The organism is Deinococcus grandis, assembly GCF_001485435.1.
GTDB classification, from domain to species: Bacteria; Deinococcota; Deinococci; order Deinococcales; family Deinococcaceae; genus Deinococcus; species Deinococcus grandis.
In genome coordinates this window covers 229,575-250,000 of the sequence record NZ_BCMS01000001.1, presented here as the reverse complement: position 1 = coordinate 250,000, position 20,426 = coordinate 229,575, and the positions used below count along the sequence as shown (strand labels likewise).

General features: G+C 71.1%; 21 protein-coding genes and 1 tRNA gene (1 of these 22 only partly in view). 16 read left to right on the top strand and 6 right to left on the bottom strand.

The genetic code is table 11. The annotated features are described in order from the left end of the window. From DEIGR_RS01310 to DEIGR_RS01300, 3 genes are all read left to right on the top strand, one after another. Positions 1-851, top strand: partial view of an AAA family ATPase gene (locus tag DEIGR_RS01310; protein WP_058974605.1) — the 3' portion only. The gene continues 490 nt to the left of window position 1, outside the view; 851 of the gene's 1,341 nt are visible here — the last part of the coding sequence; the start codon falls outside the window, past its left edge; the stop codon is at positions 849-851. 54 nt (positions 852-905) lie between these two features. Beyond that, positions 906-1,832 (top strand): AEC family transporter, encoded by a 927-nt coding sequence (locus DEIGR_RS01305; protein ID WP_236704621.1) that lies wholly within the window; start codon positions 906-908, stop codon positions 1,830-1,832. A 405-nt stretch (positions 1,833-2,237) separates the two neighbouring features. Further along, positions 2,238-2,657, top strand: a complete 420-nt coding sequence (locus DEIGR_RS01300; protein ID WP_058974603.1) for a bleomycin resistance protein — start codon at positions 2,238-2,240, stop codon at positions 2,655-2,657. A 137-nt stretch (positions 2,658-2,794) separates the two neighbouring features. On the opposite strand, the gene DEIGR_RS01295 is transcribed toward DEIGR_RS01300, so the two are convergent. Beyond that, on the bottom strand, positions 2,795-3,256 hold the full coding sequence (locus DEIGR_RS01295) for a hypothetical protein (RefSeq protein ID WP_058974600.1): 462 nt from the start codon (positions 3,254-3,256) through the stop codon (positions 2,795-2,797). A 61-nt stretch (positions 3,257-3,317) separates the two neighbouring features. On the opposite strand from DEIGR_RS01295, the gene DEIGR_RS01290 reads away from it, so the two are divergent. Next, positions 3,318-3,806 (top strand): hypothetical protein, encoded by a 489-nt coding sequence (locus DEIGR_RS01290; protein ID WP_058974599.1) that lies wholly within the window; start codon positions 3,318-3,320, stop codon positions 3,804-3,806. A gap of 187 nt (positions 3,807-3,993) precedes the next feature. Here the strand turns inward: DEIGR_RS01290 and DEIGR_RS01285 are convergent, their stop codons facing one another. Next, on the bottom strand, positions 3,994-4,494 hold the full coding sequence (locus DEIGR_RS01285; RefSeq protein ID WP_058974597.1) for a PaaI family thioesterase: 501 nt from the start codon (positions 4,492-4,494) through the stop codon (positions 3,994-3,996). Between the two features lie 107 nt (positions 4,495-4,601). Between DEIGR_RS01285 and hemW the strand changes: the two genes are divergently transcribed. The 8 genes from hemW (at position 4,602) to DEIGR_RS01245 (ending at position 12,557) form a co-directional block, all read left to right on the top strand. Beyond that, on the top strand, positions 4,602-5,777 hold the full coding sequence (hemW, locus tag DEIGR_RS01280) for a radical SAM family heme chaperone HemW (RefSeq protein WP_058974596.1): 1,176 nt from the start codon (positions 4,602-4,604) through the stop codon (positions 5,775-5,777). A gap of 122 nt (positions 5,778-5,899) precedes the next feature. After that, positions 5,900-7,303 carry a dihydrolipoyl dehydrogenase gene (lpdA, locus tag DEIGR_RS01275; RefSeq protein ID WP_058974594.1) on the top strand — a complete coding sequence of 468 codons (1,404 nt, stop codon included), beginning with the start codon at positions 5,900-5,902 and terminating at the stop codon, positions 7,301-7,303. Between the two features lie 202 nt (positions 7,304-7,505). Next, on the top strand, positions 7,506-8,693 hold the full coding sequence (locus DEIGR_RS01270) for a BioF/Kbl family PLP-dependent acyltransferase (RefSeq protein ID WP_058974592.1): 1,188 nt from the start codon (positions 7,506-7,508) through the stop codon (positions 8,691-8,693). Between the two features lie 133 nt (positions 8,694-8,826). Then, entirely contained in the window at positions 8,827-9,228 is a 402-nt protein-coding gene (locus DEIGR_RS01265) for a GNAT family N-acetyltransferase (protein ID WP_236704620.1), read from the top strand. Between the two features lie 521 nt (positions 9,229-9,749). Next, positions 9,750-10,181 carry a hypothetical protein gene (locus DEIGR_RS01260; protein WP_058974590.1) on the top strand — a complete coding sequence of 144 codons (432 nt, stop codon included), beginning with the start codon at positions 9,750-9,752 and terminating at the stop codon, positions 10,179-10,181. Positions 10,182-10,274: 93 nt separating this feature from the next. Further along, positions 10,275-10,982: a guanylate kinase gene (gmk, locus tag DEIGR_RS01255; protein WP_058974588.1), complete on the top strand. Its 708-nt coding sequence runs from the start codon at positions 10,275-10,277 to the stop codon at positions 10,980-10,982. Between the two features lie 7 nt (positions 10,983-10,989). Continuing rightward, complete coding sequence (locus tag DEIGR_RS01250; protein WP_058974585.1) at positions 10,990-11,508, top strand: macro domain-containing protein; 519 nt, start codon at positions 10,990-10,992, stop codon at positions 11,506-11,508. Between the two features lie 179 nt (positions 11,509-11,687). Continuing rightward, positions 11,688-12,557 (top strand): sulfurtransferase, encoded by an 870-nt coding sequence (locus DEIGR_RS01245; RefSeq protein WP_083523884.1) that lies wholly within the window; start codon positions 11,688-11,690, stop codon positions 12,555-12,557. A gap of 6 nt (positions 12,558-12,563) precedes the next feature. Here DEIGR_RS01245 and DEIGR_RS01240 read toward each other — a convergent pair whose 3' ends face one another. The 3 genes from DEIGR_RS01240 to crcB form a co-directional block, all read right to left on the bottom strand. Continuing rightward, positions 12,564-12,956, bottom strand: a complete 393-nt coding sequence (locus DEIGR_RS01240; protein ID WP_153013581.1) for a hypothetical protein — start codon at positions 12,954-12,956, stop codon at positions 12,564-12,566. Between the two features lie 172 nt (positions 12,957-13,128). Then, on the bottom strand, positions 13,129-14,367 hold the full coding sequence (gene xseA / locus DEIGR_RS01235) for an exodeoxyribonuclease VII large subunit (RefSeq protein ID WP_058974581.1): 1,239 nt from the start codon (positions 14,365-14,367) through the stop codon (positions 13,129-13,131). After that, on the bottom strand, positions 14,364-14,738 hold the full coding sequence (crcB, locus tag DEIGR_RS01230; RefSeq protein WP_058974579.1) for a fluoride efflux transporter CrcB: 375 nt from the start codon (positions 14,736-14,738) through the stop codon (positions 14,364-14,366). Before crcB ends, xseA begins: the two co-directional genes overlap by 4 nt. Before the next feature lie 44 nt (positions 14,739-14,782). Between crcB and DEIGR_RS01225 the strand changes: the two genes are divergently transcribed. Then, positions 14,783-15,700 carry a magnesium transporter CorA family protein gene (locus DEIGR_RS01225; RefSeq protein WP_058974577.1) on the top strand — a complete coding sequence of 306 codons (918 nt, stop codon included), beginning with the start codon at positions 14,783-14,785 and terminating at the stop codon, positions 15,698-15,700. 28 nt (positions 15,701-15,728) lie between these two features. Here DEIGR_RS01225 and DEIGR_RS01220 read toward each other — a convergent pair. After that, positions 15,729-15,805: transfer RNA gene (locus DEIGR_RS01220), tRNA-Arg, on the bottom strand. A 123-nt stretch (positions 15,806-15,928) separates the two neighbouring features. Between DEIGR_RS01220 and DEIGR_RS01215 the strand changes: the two genes are divergently transcribed. The 3 genes from DEIGR_RS01215 to DEIGR_RS21015 are packed head-to-tail and all read left to right on the top strand — an operon-like array spanning position 15,929 to position 20,369. Beyond that, entirely contained in the window at positions 15,929-16,648 is a 720-nt protein-coding gene (locus tag DEIGR_RS01215) for a roadblock/LC7 domain-containing protein (protein ID WP_058974575.1), read from the top strand. After that, a complete protein-coding gene (locus DEIGR_RS01210) occupies positions 16,645-18,306 on the top strand; it encodes a hypothetical protein (protein WP_236704619.1) in 1,662 nt (553 codons plus the stop codon). The genes DEIGR_RS01215 and DEIGR_RS01210 overlap by 4 nt, the downstream gene beginning before the upstream one ends. Beyond that, entirely contained in the window at positions 18,306-20,369 is a 2,064-nt protein-coding gene (locus tag DEIGR_RS21015) for a coiled-coil domain-containing protein (protein WP_169796842.1), read from the top strand. Before DEIGR_RS01210 ends, DEIGR_RS21015 begins: the two co-directional genes overlap by 1 nt. The last annotated feature ends 57 nt before the right edge of the window (positions 20,370-20,426 follow it).

The window sequence follows — 20,426 nt, the reverse complement described above, 5'->3', positions numbered from 1 at the left end:
TGGCCAGCGCCCGGCCCATCATCGGAGAGCTGCTGCGCGACGCGTACGACAGCACCGCCGGACGCAGCGACGGCCGCGTCGAGATCCACGTGCCCGAGTACCAGGGCTGGACGCTCGCCGAACGCCGACCCGCCCGGCCCCTGAGCAGCCTCATCTACGCCGAGACGCTGCTGGACACGCTGAGCGGCGACCTGAACGCCTTCTTCCGCGACCGGGACTGGTACGCGCAGATGGGCATCCCCTACCGCCGCGGGTACCTGCTGCACGGCCCGCCCGGCAACGGCAAGAGCAGCCTCGTGGCAGCGCTCGCCGGGCACTTCGGGCTGAACGTCTGCGTGCTGAACCTCGCCACGCCGGACCTGACCGACGACCGCCTGACGGGCCTCCTGAACACCCTGCCCCGCCGCGCCCTGCTGCTGCTGGAAGACATCGACGCGGTGTTCCTGGGCCGCGAACCGCGCGCACCCACCGTGAAACTGTCCTTCAACGGGCTGCTGAACGCCCTGGACGGCGTGGCCGCCGGGGAAGGCCGCGTGACCTTCATGACCACCAACGACCCCGGAGGCCTGGACGCCGCGCTGATCCGCCCCGGCCGCGCCGACCGGCACGTGCACCTGGGCAACGCCACGCCCGAACAGATCGCCGGGATGCTCCGGCGCTTCTGGCCCGACTGGACGGACACGCAGATCGAGGACCTCGCGCAGCGCGTGCCCGGCGGGCTGCTCAGCATGGCGCGCGTGCAGGAATACCTCCTCGAACGCCGCGCCGACGAGGCAGGCGTCACCCGCGACTGGGCCACCCTGACCGGCACCGGCTGCCCCACCCGCCTGCGTCTCCTGCCCGCGGGCTGAACCCCGTCTGCACCGGCCCACCCTTCACCCCGCCACGCGTGAAACCATGGCGGGGTGATTCAGGCCCTGAGTAACGTCCTGCTGCCCGTCATGCTCGTCGCGGGGCTGGGCGCGCTCGTCTCGGCGCGGTTTCCGATCGATCAGGCGACCATCGCGCGGGTCACGCTGTACCTGCTGTCCCCGGCCCTCGCGCTGAACGTCCTGCTCACCACCCGCGTACAGGCAGGCGAGGTCCTGACGCTGGGCGCCGCGTACGCCCTGACCGTCGCGGGCAGCCTGCTGCTGGGCTGGCTGACCGGCCTGCGCGCCCCGCAGGCGCAGCGGCGCAGCCTCACCGCGAGCGTCGGGATCTGGAACAGCGGCAACATGGGCCTCCCCATCGCACTGTTCGCGTTCGGGCAGGCGGGCTTCGCGCACGCCACGCTGCTGTTCCTGATGTCCTTCGTGGGCATGTACGTCATCGCGCCCGTCGTGTACACCGCCCGCGTCCGCCGCCCCGACCAGCCGCCCCCCAGCGCAGGCGGGATGCTGCTGAACATGGTGCGCCTGCCCGCCGTGTGGATGGTCGCGCTGGGCGTCACCCTCCGCGCCCTGCACCTCCAGCCCCCGGAGGGCCTGATGCGCGGCGTGGAATTGCTGGCGCAGGCGACCCTGCCGATGGTGCTGCTGTCGCTGGGCCTGCAACTCGGCTCGGGCGGCTGGCCCCGCCTGGACGCCCGCGTGTGGCTCGCGACCGCCGCGCGCCTGATCGGCGGCCCCCTGCTGGGCCTCGCCGCCGGACTCGCCTGCGGCCTGCGGGGCGAGGTGCTGGCCGTCCTCGTGCTGTCCGCCAGCATGCCCACCGCCGTGAACGCCCTGCTGATCGCCCGCGAGTATGGCGGGGACGCCGACACCGTCGCCCGCACCGCGTTCCTCAGCACCGTCCTGAGCGTCCCGACCATCGCGGCGGTCGTGGCCCTGCTGCCCCGCCTGACCGGCTGACGCCCCCGCATACGCCGCATACGGCACCACCCGAAAACACGTCCAGCACGCGCTTTGCGGCACCCATGCACCAGGGTTGACATGCCCTGCATACCACGCTATCCTTTTCTTATCACCGTCCGAGAAGGACGGATTTTTCGTTTTGATCCCCCCAACACCTGCAACGGACGGTCAAGACCACCTGACAGACCGCTGTCAGACGCGCGGTACACACTGAAGGCACATGCGAAATCCTCTGCATCGGAGCATCCGGCAGGCGAAAGTCGAGTGGCGCGTCAAGTACGGCAGCCGCAGCAACGGAGGCCGCACCGGCAGACTCCGCGTCCGGACTCCCAAACCCCACCGACGGGGCGCGTAGGCCACCACACCGATTCGCGCGCCGCTGGCGGCCGCTACGCTGCGCCCATGACCGAGAACGTCTCGCTGGTGCCCGTGACCGAGTGGGCCCCAATGGTGCCCGAGTTGATGACCCGTGACCTGGGGCGTTCGCTGGACGTGTACACGCGCGTGTTCGGGTTCACGCTGCACTACACGCGCCCCGGGTTCGCGTATTTGAGTCTGGGCCGCGTGCAGTGGATGCTGGAGCAGGCGGAGCCGGGGAAGGCGTGGCTGACCGGACCGCTGGAGGTGCCGTTCGGGCGCGGGATCAACTTCCAGATCGTCCACCCGCAGCTGGACGCCCTCCACACTCGGCTGGTCGCGGAGGGCTCCCCGCTGTTCCAGCCGCTGCGCACCGAGACGTACCTGGAGGGCGAGGTGGCGCACACGCAGCGGCAGCTGCTCGTGCAGGACCCCGACGGGTACCTGCTGCGCTTCACGGACTGATACGGACTCCGGTTGAATGGTTTGCAAAAACCGTTCAACCCGAGCGGATGCGAGAAGGAGAGAAGCGGGTTCCGGGCGTGGAGTTGGCAGATCGGTGGTGTTCCGATCTGTCAACGAAACAGACGGAATCCGTCTGATCAGGGCGTCACGCGTTCCTCGTTGATGTAGCCGTCCAGGCGGGCGAGGCGGCCCCGCAGCGCCAGGATGTACACCGCCGGGGGAACCTCCTCGCCCATCGTCCAGGCGCGGATGTCGTGCGTCTCGCCCACCGTCAGCAGTCGGTCGAGGACGCGCAGGAGCATGCGGCGGCCCTCGGCGTGCTCGGCCAGCAGCTCGGGGAGGGTCATGCCCGCCAGGGGCGCGGTGCGGCGCAGCGGCAGGCCGTCCAGGTGCCCTTCGAGGCCGATGCGCATCTCCATCTGGATCTTGCGTTCCATGCCGATGCAGTCGCGCAGGGCTTCCTCGGCGCCCGCACTCCACTCCCCGGGTTCCAGCGTGGGGAGGGGGCGGGCGTTCAGGTCACGCTGCACGGCGCGCGGGTCGGCGTGGCGGGCCTCCTCGCGCAGCAGGTTCAGCGGGTGGGGATCGCGGGTGGTCATGCTGGACAGTCTGCCGCACGCGACTGGGGCCGGGTGCCGCACCTCGCCTATGCTGGCAGGCATGCAACACACCCGCACCTGGTCTGACGTGTATGGCAGCGCCCGCGCTCTGTTCGAGGGTCGCGCCGGGGGGCATGCGTGGCTGATCGCCGCGCCGCCCGAACTGGCAGGCGGACTGGCGGCGGCCATCGCGGGTGTGGACGGAAAGGGCCGCGCCGCGCTGGTCGTGCACGAGGGACTGACGCCGCTGCTGGCCGCCGTTCAGGAGGAACGTCCGCGCGGGGTGATCGTGGTCGCGGACACCGCGCTGGCGGGCGGCCCGGCGGTGAGCGTGCCGGACACGCTGGTCGAGGATGCGGGCGACCTTCCCTACCGCGAGGGCGGCACCTTCCCCGCCTGGACGGGCGAGGACGCCGGTGCGGGCACGCAGGGCGAGTGCCCGGCCGCCTCCGCCGTGGCGGGGGTGGGCGTGCCCGTGACCGTCACCACGCCCACCGCACTGACCGCCACCCTGACCGCCTGGATGGACCGCACCCCGCACGGCCGCTGACCGCGCCGGAGTGGGGGTTCAGCGCGAGGTACACGCAGCGTGCGCATTGCGGGTCAATGGGTCAAGGGTCCAAGGGTCTGAGAGTCTAAGAGAAAAAAGTCGTGTCACACGCCGTTGTTAGACCCTTGGACTCTCAGACCCTCTGACGTTTCGATCCAAACGCCCCTGTCGTCACCCTCCCTGGGCTTCAGCGCAGCAGGAGGCAGGTGGTGGTGGCGTGGGCGTACAGCTTCCCGCTGTCGTCGACGATGCGGCCCTCAGCGATGGCGGTCTGGCGGGTGACCTGCACGACCTGCCCGATGGCCTGCACCTCGGGGCCGCCGGCGAGGAGGGGGCGGATGCAGTTGAATTTCAGTTCCAGCGTGGTGTAGCCGACCCCGGCGGGGAGCGTGGTGTGGATCGCGCAGCCCACGGCGGAGTCGAGCAGCGTGGCGAACACGCCGCCGTGCACGCTGCCGATGGGGTTGTGGTGGTACTCCTGCGGTTTCAGGCGGAAGACGGCGCGGCCCTCGGTGAAGTCCTCGGCGCGCAGGGGTTCCATGCCGAGCGTCATGCCGATGGGTGCGGGGGGCAGCTCACCGCGGGCGATGGCGTGCAGGTACTCCAGGCCGCTGAGGCGGCGGGCGGCTTCCAGGGCGGGGGTCATGTCGGCCCAGGTGTAGGTGCGCTGTCGGGGCTGGTCGGTCATGCGCGGAGGATACGCGCGGGCCGCAGCAGGTCGCTGGACTGCCTCCCGCGCCGGGCGTGGAAGGCGGGTCACGGCTTCGCGCGGGGGTGGGCGGTACACTGCCGCGCGTGAGTCTGCCTGCCCCCTCCCCCGCGCTGGATCCGGTGGTGCGGCACCTGTACGTGCACGTGCCGTTCTGCCCGACGATCTGCCCGTACTGCGATTTTCACGTCCTGACGCGCCGCGCCGGTCTGGTGGAACGCTACCTGGAACAGCTGGAGGTCGAGGCGGCGGGGCTGGCCGCGGCCTACACCGTCGAGCTGGACACGGTGTACCTGGGGGGCGGCACGCCGAGTTTCCTGCGGGACGATGAACTCGCGGCGCTGGTGGGCAGCGTGCGGCGGCACCTGGGGTGGGGCCGCGTGGAGAACACGCTGGAGGTGAATCCGGGGACGGTCAGCGGGGTGCGCGCGGCGCACTGGCGGGCGCTGGGGTTCGACCGGGCCAGCGTGGGCGTGCAGAGCCTCGACGACGCCACCTTGAAATTCCTGGGCCGCCAGCATGACGCGGTGCAGGCACGCGAGGCCGTGACGACCCTGATCGGCGCGGGCTTCCACGTGAGTGGGGACCTGATCACGGCCGTGCCGGGCCAGCCGCTCCTGAGTGACATCCAGGGGCTGGTGGATCTGGGCGTGGGGCACGTCAGTGCGTACACGCTGACCATCGAGCCCGGCACGGAGTTCGCCCGGCGCGGCGTGACCGTGCAGGAGGACGACGAACGGCGCGGCTTCGAGGACACCGAGGCCGCCCTGACCGCTCTGGGCTTCAGCCGCTACGAGGTGAGCAACTACGCGCGGCCCGGGCAGGAATCCCGGCACAACCTCGCGTACTGGCAGGGCCGCACGTACCTGGGGCTGGGTCCGGGTGCGGCGGGGCACTACCCGGCGGATGGCGGATGGCAGATGGCGGATGGTGAACAGCAACGCGCCCCGAACGTGCTGACGGTCCGCCGGACGAATCCGCACCTGCACGAGTGGCTGACGGGCGCGGCGGGCGAGGCGGAGGCCATCGACGCGACCGAGTTCGTGACGGACGCGCTGTTCATGGGTCTGCGCCTGCGCGCGGGCGTGGATCTGGCCGACCTGTCGCGCCGCAGCGGCCTGGACGTGGCAGGGGTGTACGCCGCCCCCATCGCGCAGAACGTCGCGCGCGGCCTCCTGACGCTGCACGGTGACCGCCTGCGCGCCACGCCGGACGGCTGGTGGGTCCTGAATCGCGTCGTGACGGACTTCCTTGAGCTCTGAGTCTTTTCTCCATCACCGATCAACCATCACCCGTGTTTGACCAGTGGGAGTTGTGAATGGCGCCTGTCCAGCTATGGCGGCAGGTCAGTGACGGCTCACGGGGGGCGCGTTAGACTGCCAGCATGACGAAATCCTATGACTACGACGTGCTCGTGATCGGCGCGGGACCCGGCGGGTATCACGCGGCGATCCGCGCGGCGCAGCTGGGCCTGAAGGTCGCGTGCGCTGAGCGGGAGAAGGTGGGCGGCGTGTGCCTGAACGTGGGCTGCATTCCCACCAAGGCGCTGCTGCACGCCGGTGAGCAGATCGCCGCGGCGCGGCACGCGGCGGACTTCGGCCTGACCTTCGGCGAGCAGCGGATGGACATCGCCAAGCTGAACGGCTGGAAGGACGGCATCGTGAAGAAGCTGACCGGCGGCGTCGGCGCGCTGTTCAAGGCGAACAAGGTCACGCACCTGACCGGGCAGGCCAGCTTCGTGGACGACCACACCGTGAAGGTCGGCGAGCAGACGGTCACGGCGGCCAGCATCATCATCGCGACCGGTAGCGAACCCGCCAAACTGCCAGGCCTAGACGTGGATCAGGAGAGCATCGTGGACTCCACGGGCGCGCTGGTCATGCCGGACCCCGTGCCCGCGCGGATGCTGTGCATCGGCGGCGGCGTGATCGGTTTCGAGTTCGCGCACGTGTACAACAACATGGGCAGCAAGGTCAAAGTCATCGAGTTCATGCCGAACGTGGTGCCCGGCGCGGACGCCGATGCCGTCAAGGAATTCACGAAGGCCATGAAGAAGCAGGGCATCGAGATCGCCGTGCAGACCAAGGCCAACAAGGCCGAGAAGAAAGCCGACGGCGTCCACGTGGAACTCGAGGACGTGAAGACCGGCGCGAAGACCGTGGAGGTCTTCGACCGCGTGCTGGTGGCCGTGGGCCGCCGCCCCCGCACCGACGGCCTGAATGCCCAGGCGGCGGGCGTGACGGTCACGGACCGGGGCTTCATCCCGGCGGACAAGCAGCAGCGCACGAACGTCCCGCACATCTACTCCATCGGGGACGTCGCCAGTAACCCCATGCTGGCCCACAAGGCCATGAAGGAAGGTCTGGTCGCCGCCGAGGTCATCGCCGGGAAACCCGCCGAGCAGGACGCCGTCGCCATTCCCGGCGTGGTGTACACCAGCCCCGAACTGGCCTGGGTGGGCCTGACCGAGCAGGAAGCCAAGGACAAGGGCTACAGCGTCAAGACCGGCGTGTTCCCCCTGTCCGCGTCGGGCCGCGCCATGACCCTCCAGCAGACCGACGGGTTCGTGAAGATGGTCGTCGAGAAGGACACCGACCTGCTGCTGGGCGTGCACATCGTCGGCCCGCACGCCAGCGACCTGCTCGGCGAGGCCGGACTGGCGCTGGAGATGGCCGCGACCGCCAGTGACATCGCCCTGACCATCCACGCGCACCCGACCCTGGGCGAGAGCGTGCTGGAGGCCGCCGAGGCGGTGCATAAGCAGGCGATTCATATCATGAACAGGTAATCGCGCCCGTCAGGGCCGAGCGAAGCGAGAAGCGATAGACCCCCCGGGCCGCCCCGGGGGGTTTGCCATACCCGGGGCGAGGAGGCACCGGAGGCGCAGGCTGCCCTTCCCGTGTGCATGGCACGTTGCGGGGGAGGTGCGGAGCGCTGGTCGTCCCCGGCTCACGGACGGGGTGGGTGGTGGGCGCCTAGACTCTTCGAATATGGCCACTTCCCTGTCTGATCGTCTGTCTGCCGAACTGTCCGGCCTGCGTGAGAGCGGGCTGCTGATTCACCCGCGCGTGCTGGACAGCGCGAACCGGGCCCGGACGCGGGTGGATGGGCGTGAGGTGGTGAACCTCGCGAGCAACAATTATCTGGGTTTCGCGGACCACCCGGCCCTGAAGGCGCGGGCTGCCGAGTACCTGGAGACCTGGGGCGTGGGGGCGGGGGCGGTGCGGACCATCGCGGGGACGCTGCGGATTCATGAGGAGTTCGAGGCGCAGCTCGCGGCGTTCAAGCACACGGGGAGTGCGCTGGTGCTGCACAGCGGCTTCACGACGAACCAGGGGGTGCTGGGGGCGCTGCTGCGCGAGGGCGATCTGGTCGTCAGCGACGAGCTGAACCACGCGAGCATCATCGACGGGCTGCGCCTGACGAAGGCGACGAAGAAGGTGTTCAAGCACGCGGACCCGGACGATCTGGAGCGTCTGCTGAAAGAGCACGACACCGACGGCCTGAAACTGGTCGTGACGGACGGGGTGTTCAGCATGGACGGGGACGTGGCGCCGCTGGACCGGCTGGTGGCGGTCGCCCGGAAGTTCGGCGCGGTGACGTACGTGGACGACGCGCACGGCAGCGGCGTGATGGGCGAGGCGGGGCGCGGCACCGTGCATCACTTCGGGTTCGAGTACGCCGACGACGTGATTCAGGTGGGGACGCTCAGCAAGGCGTGGGGCGGCGTGGGTGGCTACGCGGCCGGGCACGGGGACCTGCGGCAGCTGCTGATCAACCGCGCCCGCCCGTACCTGTTCAGCACCGCGCAGGCGCCCGCGACGGTGGGCGCGCTGGCGGCCGCGCTGGACGAGGTGCAGCGCGACCCGACCCTGATGGAGCGCCTGTGGGCGAACACCCGGTACTTCAAGGCGGAGTTGCAGGGCCTGGGCTTCGACATCTTCGGCAGCACCACCCCGATCACGCCGGTGATCTTCGGGGAGGCTCCGGCGGCGTTCGAGGCGAGCCGCCTGCTGTTCGACCGGGGCGTGTTCGCGGTGGGCTTGGGCTTCCCGACCGTGCCGCGCGGGCTGGCCCGCATCCGCAACATCGTGACTGCCGAGCATACCCGCGACGACCTGGATCACGCGCTGCAGGCGTACGCCGAGGTGGGCCGCATGCTGGGCATCATCTCCTGACAGCAGCGTTCAGAGGTATCGAGGGTATCCTCGATGCCTCTGAATCGATCGAAGCGAGGACCTGAGAATGGCGGCGATTGGAAGTGGAATTGAAGGGCGCGGTGTCGGCCCTTCAATGGAACTGGAATGCGCTGTGACCGCGCCGCCCGTCACGTACCGCGTCCGCGAGTGGCCGGACCTGCCCGCGCTGGGTGGGCTCCGGTCGCTGGCGTGGGGCGGTGCGGACGATGGGTCACGCTGGGCGGCGGTGCTGACGCGCAGCCTGATCTGGGTGACCGCGCATGACGGGGCGCGGCTGGTGGGCTTCGTGAACGTCGCCTGGGACGGCGGCGCGCACGCGTTCCTGCTGGACACGACCGTCCGCCCGGACTGGCAGCGGCGCGGCGTCGGCACGCGTCTGGTGCAGGAGGCCATCCGCGCCACGCGGGCGCACGTGGAGGTGGAGTGGCTGCACGTGGATTTCGAAGCGCACCTGACGGCCTTCTATGCGGCGTGCGGTTTCACGGGCACGTCCGCCGGGCTGCTGCGCCTGTAGATTCAGAGTGATGCCTCTGCACGCTGCGCTCTATTCATGACAGCTGCCGCATTTGAATCCGGGCAGCCGCCTTCCTTCAGGGGAACGCGGATGAGATTGGGCCGTCTCTTCAGGCAACCTCGGCCCGGTTGAATCGCTTGACCTTCAACGGTTGCACCGACATGCAGAGTTGAGGGGCGGTCTTTCGACGAACCCGCCTGTGGCCATGCACGAACCGGCGGATGCCTTGACCCTGGAGGCGCACGAAGCCCTTCGGGGCGGGATGAATCGTCTGTGAGGACCAATCGTGCGCCTCATGGCTTGGCGTTTTGATTGTGTAGCGCGCATCTGACTCGATGGATCCTCCCGAGTACCTTCAGAGCAGGATGGCGTGATCGGCCACTGTTTCACTGGTGGATTTCGCTCCTCAAAGAATTCAGTGGCGACCTCTTGAGCGACTCAGGATGACCGATAGACATCTGGCGGTCTTTACTTCATGTCCTCCGGACCGTCATACTTCTGAGTCAGGAGGATTTCCACTTATGGCTTACAAGAAACTCAGTGAACAGGTGATGGAACTCAGCAACCCCCAGCGCAGCGACACCTTCGTGAAGCAGTTCCAGGAGGCGGTGCGGGCTGGCAAGATCGACGGTGCGTACCTGCCCGAGCGCTTCACGATGCCCAAGCAGTTCACGCGCCGTGGCAGCACCGACACGTACCAGAAGGACACCCGCGAGATGATCTTCGACCACACCCCGGACTTCGAGGCGTGGTTCGAGGAGACCAACCGCGAGCTGGCCGCCGCGCGCCGTGGCGGGAACATCAAGCCCAGCATGGAGGCTGTCGAGTCCGGTCTGGTGGACTTCCAGACGATGGTCGAGGAGACGCGCCGCAAGATGCAGGCCAGCTTCGAGAAGGGTCAGGCGCTCGGCAAGGGCCGCGCGAAGGCCACCTCCGGCAAGAAGAAGAAGTAACGGTTCAGTTCAGGCGCGGCTCCCCTGTGCGTGGGGGCCGCGCCTGCTGCGTGCGGGTTTCCAGTCCTGGGGGCTCCCGGGTATGGTGGGGGGATGACGGTTTCCGAGACTCCACTTTCCACTCCCGCGCGGCGCGGGCTGCTGCTGGTCATGACCGGCGCGTCCGGCGTGGGCAAGGGCACGCTGCGTGAACGCTGGCTGGCCGGGCAGGACGTATTCTTTAGTACCTCCTGGACGACCCGCGAGGCCCGCCCGGGCGAGCAGGACGGCGTGCACTACGTGTTCGTGAGCCCCGAGGCGTTCGAGGAGAAGGCGCAGGCGAACGGCTTCCTGGAGCACGCGGCGTTCGTGGGGAACCGCTACGGCACGCCGATCGAGCCAATCGAGGCGGCGCTGAGCCGCGGGCAGGACGTGGTGCTGGAGATCGAGGTGGAGGGTGCCATGCAGGTCAAGGCGCGCGTGGGCGAGGAGGCGATTCTGATCTTCATCATGCCGCCCAGCCTGACGGAGCTGCGCCGCCGCCTGGAGGGCCGCGCGACCGAGACGCCCGAACGGATCGAGAAGCGCCTGGCGCGCGCCCGTGAGGAGATCCGCGAGGCGCACGAGTTCCGGTACGTGGTCGTGAACGACGACCTGGACCGCGCCGTGGAGGAACTCGTGGCGATCCAGCGGGCCGAGCGGGCGCGGCAGCTGCCGGAACCCGAGTGGACGGAAGCCGACCGGGAGGCGCGCGTGCGGGCCGATCACCTGCGCAGCTACACCTTCACGGACGCGCGGCTGGCGCAGGTCACCGGGGAGTAAGGGGCGCGTGCCGCTGGACCTCGTGCAGGGGGACATCGCCGCGCAGGACGTGTGCGCGGTCGTCACGGCGGCCAACAGGGAACTGGCGGGCGGGGGCGGCGTGGACGGCGTCATCCACCGCGCGGCGGGGCCGGAGCTGCTGCGCGCCATCCGCGAGATCGGGGGGACGCCCACGGGCACGGCGGTGATCACCTCGGCGTTCGGCCTGTCGGCGCGGGGTGTGCGGCACGTGATTCACGCGGTCGGGCCGATCTGGCGCGGCGGCACCCAGGGCGAGCCGGAGCTGCTGGCCGGGGCGTACCGCCGCAGCCTGGACCTGGCGGTGCAGGCCGGGTGCCGCAGCGTGGCGTTCCCGGCGATCAGTACGGGGGTGTACGGGTACCCGCTGCCACAGGCGGCGGAGGTGACGCTGCGGACGATCACCGCGTTCCTGGCGGATCACCCGGACCTGCACGTGCGGGTGGTCCTATTCGACGGGGGCACGCTGAACGTGTTCCGCCGCGCGTGGCAGCGAGTGACCGCCTGATACGGATTCCGTCTGTTTCGTTGACAGATCGGAACACCACCGATCTGCCAACTCCACGCCCGGAACCCGTTTTTCTCCTCCTCTGCTGCGCAGCTCTGCGAGTCGCATCCGCTCAGGTTGAAAGATGTTGCACACCTTTCAACCGGAATCCGCCTGAGCGGCGGGTGTAGCCTGCGGGCATGGCCGACCCGACGCTGCCCACCCCGCTGGTTTCCGTGTCCTGGCTGCGCGCGCACCTGCGCGACCCGCGCGTGCGGGTGCTGGACGCCCGCTACGCCCTGAGCGACCCGCTGACCGGGCGGATCGCGTACCTGGGCGGGCACGTGCCGGGCGCCGCGTACGCCGACCTGGAGACGGACCTGAGCGGCCCGGTACAACCGGACGGGTCCGGGGGGCGTCACCCGCTGCCGGACCCGGCGGCGCTGGCAACATGGCTGGGGAGCGTGGGGGTCGGAAACGACAGTCTGGTCGTGTGTTACGACGACCCGGGGACCGGGCAGGGCTTCTACGCGGCGCGGGCGTGGTGGCTGCTGCGCTGGCTGGGGCACACGCAGGTGGCGGTGCTGGACGGCGGCTGGCCCGCCTGGGTCGCAGCGGGCGGCGAGGTCGGCACGGAGGACCCCTCCCCCACTCCGGTCACGTTCGTGCCGGACGTGCAGGCGGACCTCGTGGCGACCGCCGAGGACGTGCAGGCGCGCGGGGCGGGCACCCTCCTGATCGATTCGCGCGCGCCGGGCCGCTACCGGGGCGAGGTGGAACCCATCGACCGCAGGGCCGGGCACATCCCGGGCGCGGTGAACCGCGACTGGACGGGCGCGCTGGACGGGTCGGGCCACTGGCGGGACGCGGAGGCGCAGGCGGCGCGGCTGGACGCTGGAAACGCCCCGACGGTCACGTACTGCGGCAGCGGGGTCAGCGCCACACCGAACCTGCTGGCCCGCGAACTGGCGGGCGTGCCCCTCGGTCCGGACAACCGCCTGTACGCCGGGTCGTGGAGCGACTGGATCAGCGACGACGCTCGCCCGGTGGCCGTGGGTCAGGACGATTGAGGAGCGTCAAGGGCCGTACCCGTCTTCATGTCCCAGGTAGCCCAGCGAGAAGACCGGGTCCCGCACATCCAGGACAGGCATATGCGTTTCCCAGCGCACACCTCCCAGTCCGATGTCCAGGCCCACCAGAAAGGACGTCCAGGCGAACGTTCCCCACAGGACCACCCGCAGCAGCGCCGGCACCCGCACGGGCCTCCGCCACAGCCGCGCCACGCCAACCACCACCAGACCGACGATCAGGAGGTACACCAGCCAGTCAAGCAGCAGCGGCCCCAGGAACACCGCGTACTCCGCGCTGGACGCCGTTCCCCAGTGCGTGAATCCCAGCGGGAATCCGTACCGGTACAGCGTCGCGTACCCCTGATCCCACGACGCCTCCACGTCCACAGTCGTTCGCATGTTCACGTGGTGTACCAGCACCCATGACAACGGCACCGTCACGCCCCAGTGCAGCGAGCGGTTCCCGTACCAGCCCGCTAGCCTCATGCCCCGACCCTGGCACCGGCCTGAGGCGAGTGTCCGTCAGGCGCGAGGGGTGCGTGCCATTCGTTGTCCTGTCGGGCCACGGTGGTCATTCCCCCTGTACCGGGCGGTCGTCTGCCGTGACCGGGACGGTGCCGTCCGTCCATTCGAGCGTGAGGGGCTGCCCGGCCTGGACCTGCGCGGCGCGGGTGACAGGTTGCCCGGCTGCATCCCGCACGAGGGCGTAGCCGCGCGCCAGGGTGCGCTGCGGGGTGAGGCCCAGCGCCTGCCGCATCAGGGCGTCCACGTCCTGCGCGGCGCGGTCCACGTGCCGTCCGGCGGCGCTGCGGGCGCGGTCCAGCGTCCAGTCCGCGCCCGCCTGGGCGTCCACGAGGAGCTGCGTGGCGTGCGCGCGGATGCTGCGGGCGTCCTCCTGCGCCTGCGCGGCGGCCCCCGCGACGGTACGGACGATCAGCGCGGCGGCCTTGCTGGGCGTGTCCACGCGGGTGTGCGCAACCTCGTCCGGGAGGGTGTCGTCGCGGGCGTGCCCGAGCCCCGTGATGACCGGCGCGGGGAAGGTCGCCAGCGCGCGCGCGAACGCGAGGTCGTTCAGCCACGCGAGGTCTGTGACGGCCCCGCCGCCGCGCAGGACGACCAGCGCGTCCAGCGGTTCCTGCTCGTGCAGCGCGCGGGCCTCCTCGGCGGCGCGCAGGAGGCTGGGCGCGGCGTCGCGGCCCTGAAAGGTCGCCTCCAGGTACACCGGGCGCAGCACCCCGGCGGCCTCCAGCGGGTCGATCTCGCGGCGGAAGTCGCCCAGCCCGGCGGCCTCGCGCGGGGCGATCACCGCGAAGCGCCCGAAGTCCTCGGGGGCCACCAGCAGGCGGTTCAGGCCGTATACGCCCTCGCGGACCAGGGTCTCGCGGTGCTCGGCGAGGCGCAGCGCGGCGTCCCCCAGCGTGAATTCCGGCGCGACGTCCAGCACGTTCAGCGAGAACCCGTACTGCTCGTGGAAGGTCGCCTCGGCGAACAGCAGCACCTTCAGGCCCGCCGTGAGGGTGCCGCCCGTCGCGCGGCGGAACTTGCCCTCCAGGCTGAAGCGTTCGCGGGCCCACACGGTCGCGCGGCACTTGGCGACCTCGCCGTCCTCTGCGGCCTGCACGAGATCCAGGTAGAGGTGGCGGCGGTCCGTGACGCTGGCGATCTCAGCGCGGACCCACACTGCGCCCGGCAGGCCCCGCGCGACGACCTGCCCCACGTACGCGAGGAGTTCCGACAGTTCCAGGAACTGCTCGGGCGGGCGGGTCGCGCCGCTGCTCCCCCCCTCCCCGGTCTTCCTGCGGCGGGTCACAGGCGGCTCCCCAGCGTGCGGCCCGCCACGGCCGCCAGGACGCCCAGCGTGACGCTGAGGCCCGCGTACAGCAGCGCCGCCCCGCCCCGCCCGTGCGCGAGCAGGTCGTCGAGTTCCACGCTGAACGTGCTGAAGGTCGTGAAGGCGCCCAGCACCCCGGTCCCGAACGCCAGCCGCGCCGCGTCCGGCCACACGCCCCGCCCCACCAGCGCCAGCGTCAGCCCCAGCAGGAACGAGCCCGCGACGTTGATCAGCAGGACCGGCACGGGAAACGCGGCGCGCAGCGCCAGCGGCGCCAGCAGCAGCTGCGCGCCGTACCGCGCTGCCGCCCCCACGGCGCCGCCCGCCATCACCCACAGCCACGCGTTCATGCAGACAGCATAGAGGCCGGGCGGGAGTCTGCCATCCTGCGGGCATGATCAGGGCGCGGCGACTCAGCGACGGGCAGGACTTTCCCTGGAACGGGGAGCACGAGAACGTCTGGGTGGACACCCAGGACCCCACCCCGGACGAACTCGCGGCCCTTCAGGCGGCGTTCCCCCTGAACCGCCTGGCGCTGGAGGACGCCCTGGAACGCGGCCACTGGAGCCGCGCCGAGGCGTACCCCGAACACGCCTTCATCACGGTGCGGTCGTACGTGAACCCCGATCAGGCCGACGAGTTCACGGAGCGGCTGAGCATCTTCACCTTTGGCGACGCCGTGCTGACCCACAGTCCCGGCGGCACCCGCGCACTGAACAGCGTGTGGCCCCTGACCGGGCGCGACAGCGTGAACACCGCGCAGGAGGTCACGTACGAGCTGCTGGACCACACCGCCGACACCTTCTTCACGGCGGCCGACGCGCTGGAGGCCCGCGTGGACGACCTGGAGGAACGCGTGTTCCAGCGTGTCCGCGAGAACCCGGTCGCGGCCGTGTTCGAACTCAAGCACCTCGTGTCGCAGGCGCGGCGGCTGGCGACCGACGCGCGCGAGGCGACCGCGCTGCTGGGCCGCCACGCCAACTGCACCCCCGCCGATCTGGTGCGCTACCGGGACGTGCAGGACTCCTTCACGCGCGCCGCCGGACGTTTCGACACGCTGCGCGACCTCCTGACGAACCTGCTCGACCTGCACCTGAACCTCCAGAGTCAGCGCATGAACGAGGTCATGCGGACCCTGACGGCCGTCAGCGTGATCTTCCTGCCGCTGACGTTCCTGGCGGGCGTGTGGGGCATGAACTTCGACCACATGCCCGAACTGCGCAGCCCGCACGGCTACGCGCTGGCCTGGGGGACCTTCCTGCTGATCGGCGCGGCCCTGAGCGTGTACTTCAAACGCCGCGGCTGGTGGTAAACGAAAAGCCCCGCCGCAGCGGGGTTCGTGGTGCACTCGCCGCGATTCGAACGCGGGGCCTGCCCCTTAGGAGGGGGCCGCTCTATCCAGCTGAGCTACGAGTGCGCGCGTGGACCGGCGCGCGGCTGGCCGCCGGAAGTATAGCAGGGGCCCCCGCGCGGCGTTCACGTGCGCTCGGATGAGATAATCATGTAAGTCCGGTGTACCTATACTGACTCGAGGTCCCTCATGACGAACGCTGTGTACACCATGACCGTCCGCGCCCTGGCTGGCGTGGTCTCCGAGCGGGCGGCCGAAACGATGGTGCGGTCGGTGCTGCGCGAGCAGAACCTGCTGCCGGAGAACGTGAGTGCCCAGGAGATGCAGCGCATGCTCTCCGGGCCGCTGCTGTCCCGCCTGAGCACCGTGATGCCCGCCGCCCGCGCCCGCCGGGAACTGCTCGCGCTGTCCGCACAGATGGCCGACCGGTACCCCAAGGCGCCCACGCTGTTCATCGAGAGTGGCCCCAGCGCCACCTGGGATGACGCCCCGGACACCGAGATGTGGAACGACCTGGGCCTGGGTGCCGACGACTTCGAATTCGACGATCCCGAGTACGCCGCTGGCCTCCCGGGCCGCTCGTACGACCTGAACACCACCATGGACCAGGACACGCTGATCCAGACGCTGGGGCGCCTGAGTGGCGTGCAGGGCGTGATGGTCTGCCGCGCGAGCGGCGAGGTGCTGCGCGTGCGGGCCGTGCGGGACGCGAACAGCCTGGCGGGCGTCGTGGCGGCCAGCGCGATGCTGTTCCAGAAGCGCGCGCTGCGGCTGCTCTCGGCGGACCTGGGCGGGCAGACGGTGTGCGTGTGCCCGCTGGGCGAGCACTGCGTGGCGGTGATCGCCAGTTCGCAGGCGAACGTGGGGAGACTCCTGGTGGAACTGCAGCAGATCAAGGTGGCCGCGTGACGCGCGGCGTGACGGGCGCGCGGCTGCGCCGGTCCGGACTGGCGTGGGTGACGGCGGCCCTGATGGGCGCGGCGGGCGCGCAGAACCTCACGGCGTACAGCGCGCTGGCCGGCAGTCTGGAAGGCGCGGTGCAGATGCGCGCGCAGTCGGCCGAGCAGGCCCTGAACCGCCTGGACGCGGCCGGGCAGGCGCTGGATGAACTGGCGCCCACGCTGCGCAACCAGCAGATCGTGAGTGGGCTGCGTGACGCGCTGGGCCGCAGCCGCGCGGCGCTGGCGCGCACCCCGGCGGAACTGGAGGCGCAGGTGCAGCTGGCGCGCGGCCTGATGCGCAAGGCGCTGTACGACCAGAGCCTCGCGGCGCTGGGCGCGCAGCCCGCGAACGCCAGTTCGCAGCTGATGCTGCTGACGCGGGAGTTCGGCCTGACCGGCGACGCGGCCAGCGCCCTGAACGCCGACGCGAAGGCCGGGCGGCTGGAACGCGTCGCGTGGCGGTTGCAGCGCGCGGCGGTGCAGAAGGTCAGCGCGGCCCTCCAGGCGACGCAGGCGCGGCAGACGACCGGGTCGTACGTGAACCTGGCGCGCGCGACCGGGTGGTTCACGGTGGTGCAGGATTCCGCCAGTGCGGGCGACCTGAAACTCTCGCAGTTCGGGGACGCGCTGCGGCAGCTGACGTCCGGGGACACGGCGGGCCTGACCTCGTCGCTGGGGACGCTGCGGCGGGGCACGCAGGTGTTCGCGCAGACGCTGGCCCAGCCGCCCGCACTGACGCCCGCCCGGCCCGCGACCGGCACCCCCGCGGGCGGCACGCCGGTCACCACGCCCGCCACCCCGGGCAGTGGGGCGCAGGGCAGTGGGGCGCAGGGCAGTGGAACGCCGGGCAGCGCGCCCGCCACCATCCCGGGCACCGCGCCCGCGACGCCGGGCGCGCCGGGCGCCACGCGGGCCCCCGGCGCCGAGGCGGTGTACGCCGCGCTGGGCCGCGCCCTGGCCGCCAGCGGGCACGCCGACGGTGTCACCGCCCGCGCCGCGCTGCAGGACGCCAGCACGCAACTGGCCCGCGCGGGCACCCCCCTGCGCGACACCGCCGAGTACCTGACGCTGCAGCGGGCGCTGGAGGGCGCGCAGAACCGCGCCGCGCCGCGCCCCAGCGACGTGCAGGCCCTGATCGCGGGCCTCGCGAACGCCGAGCGGGCCGCGCGGGGCGAAGCGGTCAGCGCGCTGGACCGCGCGTCCCTGGGTACCGCCGGGTGGTTCAGCGGCTGGGTGCGCGCCCTGATCTTCCTGCTGCTGGGCGTGGGCGTGGCCGCGCCGCTGTACCTGCTGAACCTGGCGTTCGGGGGCCGCAACGTGTACTGGCGGGCCATCACGGCCGGACTGGTGCTGCTGCTGCTCCCGCTGTTCCTGGAGGGCGTGTTCGGGTTCCTGGGCGCGCTCGGGGACGCGCTGGGCGGCGGCGCCCTGGCGGGCCTGACGAACGTGACGCTCTCGCAGGGCGCGTACGCGCTGCCCGTGTGGGCGCTGCTCGCGCTGGGCGCGCTGGGCCTGCTCGCCTTCGGGTTCCGGGGCCTGTGCCTGCAGTTCGGGCTGCTGGGCGACCAGGGCAGCACACACACCACCGCTCAACACACCGTGATCGACTGGGATGAGGACGTCTGATGGCCAGCCTGCACCGTTTACCCGTCCAGATGCTCGGCGACCTCGTGTCGCCCCGCGCGCTGGAACGCATCCTTCAGGAGGCCGCGCAGACGCGCGGGTCCACCCTGGAACTGCTCGACGTCGCGACCCTTGAAGACATCCTGAAAAAAGAGGTCTTCAAGCGCCTGCAGCTCAGCGTGCCCGCCCCACTGGCGAAGAAACGCGTCTCCGAGGTGCTGGGCGAGCTGATCAAGGCCACGCAGGAACGTCTGCTGCCCGCGCAGGGCAGTCAGATTCCGGCGCTGGAGGAGGCCGCGCGGCGCTTCTCGCTGTACTTCGACTGGCCCGAAACGCAGCGCCTGCGCGGCGTGCTGACCGTCGCCCGGCAGGAGGAGAAGGACGGCCGGGACGTGGGCGACTTGGTGCGCGAGGCGCAGAACCTGATCGACACCATGGACCGCCGCCTGCAGGAGGGCCTGATCGAGCAGGGCCAGGACCTCGCGGAACTCCGCGCGGCGTTCGAGCGGGTGCAGGGCATGGGCGGCAAGGACGTCCGCCGCCTGGACACCCTGATCGGGCAGATCGACGAGGCGCAGAAACAGGGCACGCTGCTGCCCGGCGAGGTGGAACGCGCCCGCACGATCACCTTCAACCTCCGCAAGCTGCTGGAATCGTCGGTCGTGCAGACCGTCCCGTCCGATCAGGCGGTCATCCCCACGAGCGCCACGATTCTCGACCCGGACGCGCAGGCGCGCGTGCTGGCGCTGGAACAGGAACACGCCGCGCAGCAGCTGAACCTGACCGAACGCGAGTACACCGCCCTGCTGCACAGCCGCGCGGACCTGCGCGAACAGCACGACCGCCAGCGCGCCCTGCACGGCCAGGGGCAGCTGACGGCGGAACTCGTCGAGGACTGGCGCACCCAGCTGAAAGTCGAGCGGGAACGCACCCTGAGCGAACAGCGCGCCCAGCTGGCCCGCCTGGAGGACGCGCTGGCCCAGGCGACCGCCACGGCCGACATGCGCATCGCGCTGGACTCCGCGCGGCACCTGCTCGACAGCGGCAGCCTCGCCACGGACGAACTGCAGGAACTGGCCGGCATGCAGGCCGCGCTGGCCGCCGGCGTGAACGCCGCGCAGCAGCTGAAAACGCAGCGTGAACTGCTGGACATCGAACGCTCGGCGCGCAACGTGCCCGGCGCCAGCGAGGAACTCGCGCCGCTGCTCGCGCAGGCCCGCGCGGCCCTCACGCAGGGCGCCGGGGTGGACATCACGGACCTCTGGACGCGCCTGGAACGCCGCATGGGCGCCGCCGCGCAGGAACGCGAGGACTTCGACGCCCGCGCCGACCGGGTCGTGCGCGAGTACGACATGGTCCGCGGACTGGCCGGGGAAACCACCCAGAGCCTGGGCCGACTGGCCGACACGCTGCGCGCCCAGCGCCGCCTGGGCCGCATGAGCGCCCAGGCCCGCGAACGCTACGAGCAGACCCTGCACGACGCCGAGGCGCTACTCGCCGAGGCGCACGCCGAGTACCGCGCCGCGCAGGAAGTCACCGCCACCTTCGGCCAGGACGCCCTGAGCGGCCTGCTGGACGTGTTCGACTTCCAGGAGAGCAGCATCCTGGACACCGACCCCGGCCCGGCCATCGCCGCGCGCACCGACCCGTTCGGCTTCACGGGCGGCGCCGCACCCACCCCCGCAGCGCCCACCCCCGCAACTCCCACCCCGGCGCCCGCACCGGCCCCCACCCCCGCCGCCAGCGCCGCGTCCCTGTTCGACACGCTGCTCTCCGGCGGCGCCGCCCCCGTCACCACGCCCGCCCCCCCACCCCCGACCCCGCACCCGCCACCGGCAGTCCCTTCGCGTTCACCGGGACCACCCCGGCCGAACCGGTCGAGACGTGGCTGTTCGTGCAGGGCCAGATCCAGCACGGCGTCCACACGCTCGCCGCGCAGGGCATGGGCGCCCTGCTGCAACAGGCCAGCGCGCTGGGCCTGCACCGGCTCGACATGGGCGACGCCTCGCACGTCTGGTCCGCGCGCAGCAGCACCCCCGGCGAGTGGCGCGTGGGCCGCGCCCTGAACTGGACGGACCTCGACGAACAGGTCGGCCCCTGGCTCGACACCGGCCAGAGCTGAA

Bases quoted from the DNA above. Each gene is read 5' to 3' on its own strand.
- DEIGR_RS01300 (WP_058974603.1), top strand. From the start codon at position 2,238: ATGACCGAGAACGTCTCGCTGGTGCCCGTGACCGAGTGGGCCCCAATG.
- DEIGR_RS01285 (WP_058974597.1), bottom strand. From the start codon at position 4,494: ATGACCGACCAGCCCCGACAGCGCACCTACACCTGGGCCGACATGACC.
- DEIGR_RS01270 (WP_058974592.1), top strand. From the start codon at position 7,506: ATGGCCACTTCCCTGTCTGATCGTCTGTCTGCCGAACTGTCCGGCCTG.
- crcB (WP_058974579.1), bottom strand. From the start codon at position 14,738: ATGAACGCGTGGCTGTGGGTGATGGCGGGCGGCGCCGTGGGGGCGGCA.
- DEIGR_RS01260 (WP_058974590.1), top strand. From the start codon at position 9,750: ATGGCTTACAAGAAACTCAGTGAACAGGTGATGGAACTCAGCAACCCC.
- DEIGR_RS01225 (WP_058974577.1), top strand. From the start codon at position 14,783: ATGATCAGGGCGCGGCGACTCAGCGACGGGCAGGACTTTCCCTGGAAC.
- DEIGR_RS01290 (WP_058974599.1), top strand. From the start codon at position 3,318: ATGCAACACACCCGCACCTGGTCTGACGTGTATGGCAGCGCCCGCGCT.
- gmk (WP_058974588.1), top strand. From the start codon at position 10,275: ATGACGGTTTCCGAGACTCCACTTTCCACTCCCGCGCGGCGCGGGCTG.
- DEIGR_RS01245 (WP_083523884.1), top strand. From the start codon at position 11,688: ATGGCCGACCCGACGCTGCCCACCCCGCTGGTTTCCGTGTCCTGGCTG.
- DEIGR_RS01240 (WP_153013581.1), bottom strand. From the start codon at position 12,956: ATGCGAACGACTGTGGACGTGGAGGCGTCGTGGGATCAGGGGTACGCG.
- DEIGR_RS01215 (WP_058974575.1), top strand. From the start codon at position 15,929: ATGACGAACGCTGTGTACACCATGACCGTCCGCGCCCTGGCTGGCGTG.
- DEIGR_RS21015 (WP_169796842.1), top strand. From the start codon at position 18,306: ATGGCCAGCCTGCACCGTTTACCCGTCCAGATGCTCGGCGACCTCGTG.
- DEIGR_RS01295 (WP_058974600.1), bottom strand. From the start codon at position 3,256: ATGACCACCCGCGATCCCCACCCGCTGAACCTGCTGCGCGAGGAGGCC.
- lpdA (WP_058974594.1), top strand. From the start codon at position 5,900: ATGACGAAATCCTATGACTACGACGTGCTCGTGATCGGCGCGGGACCC.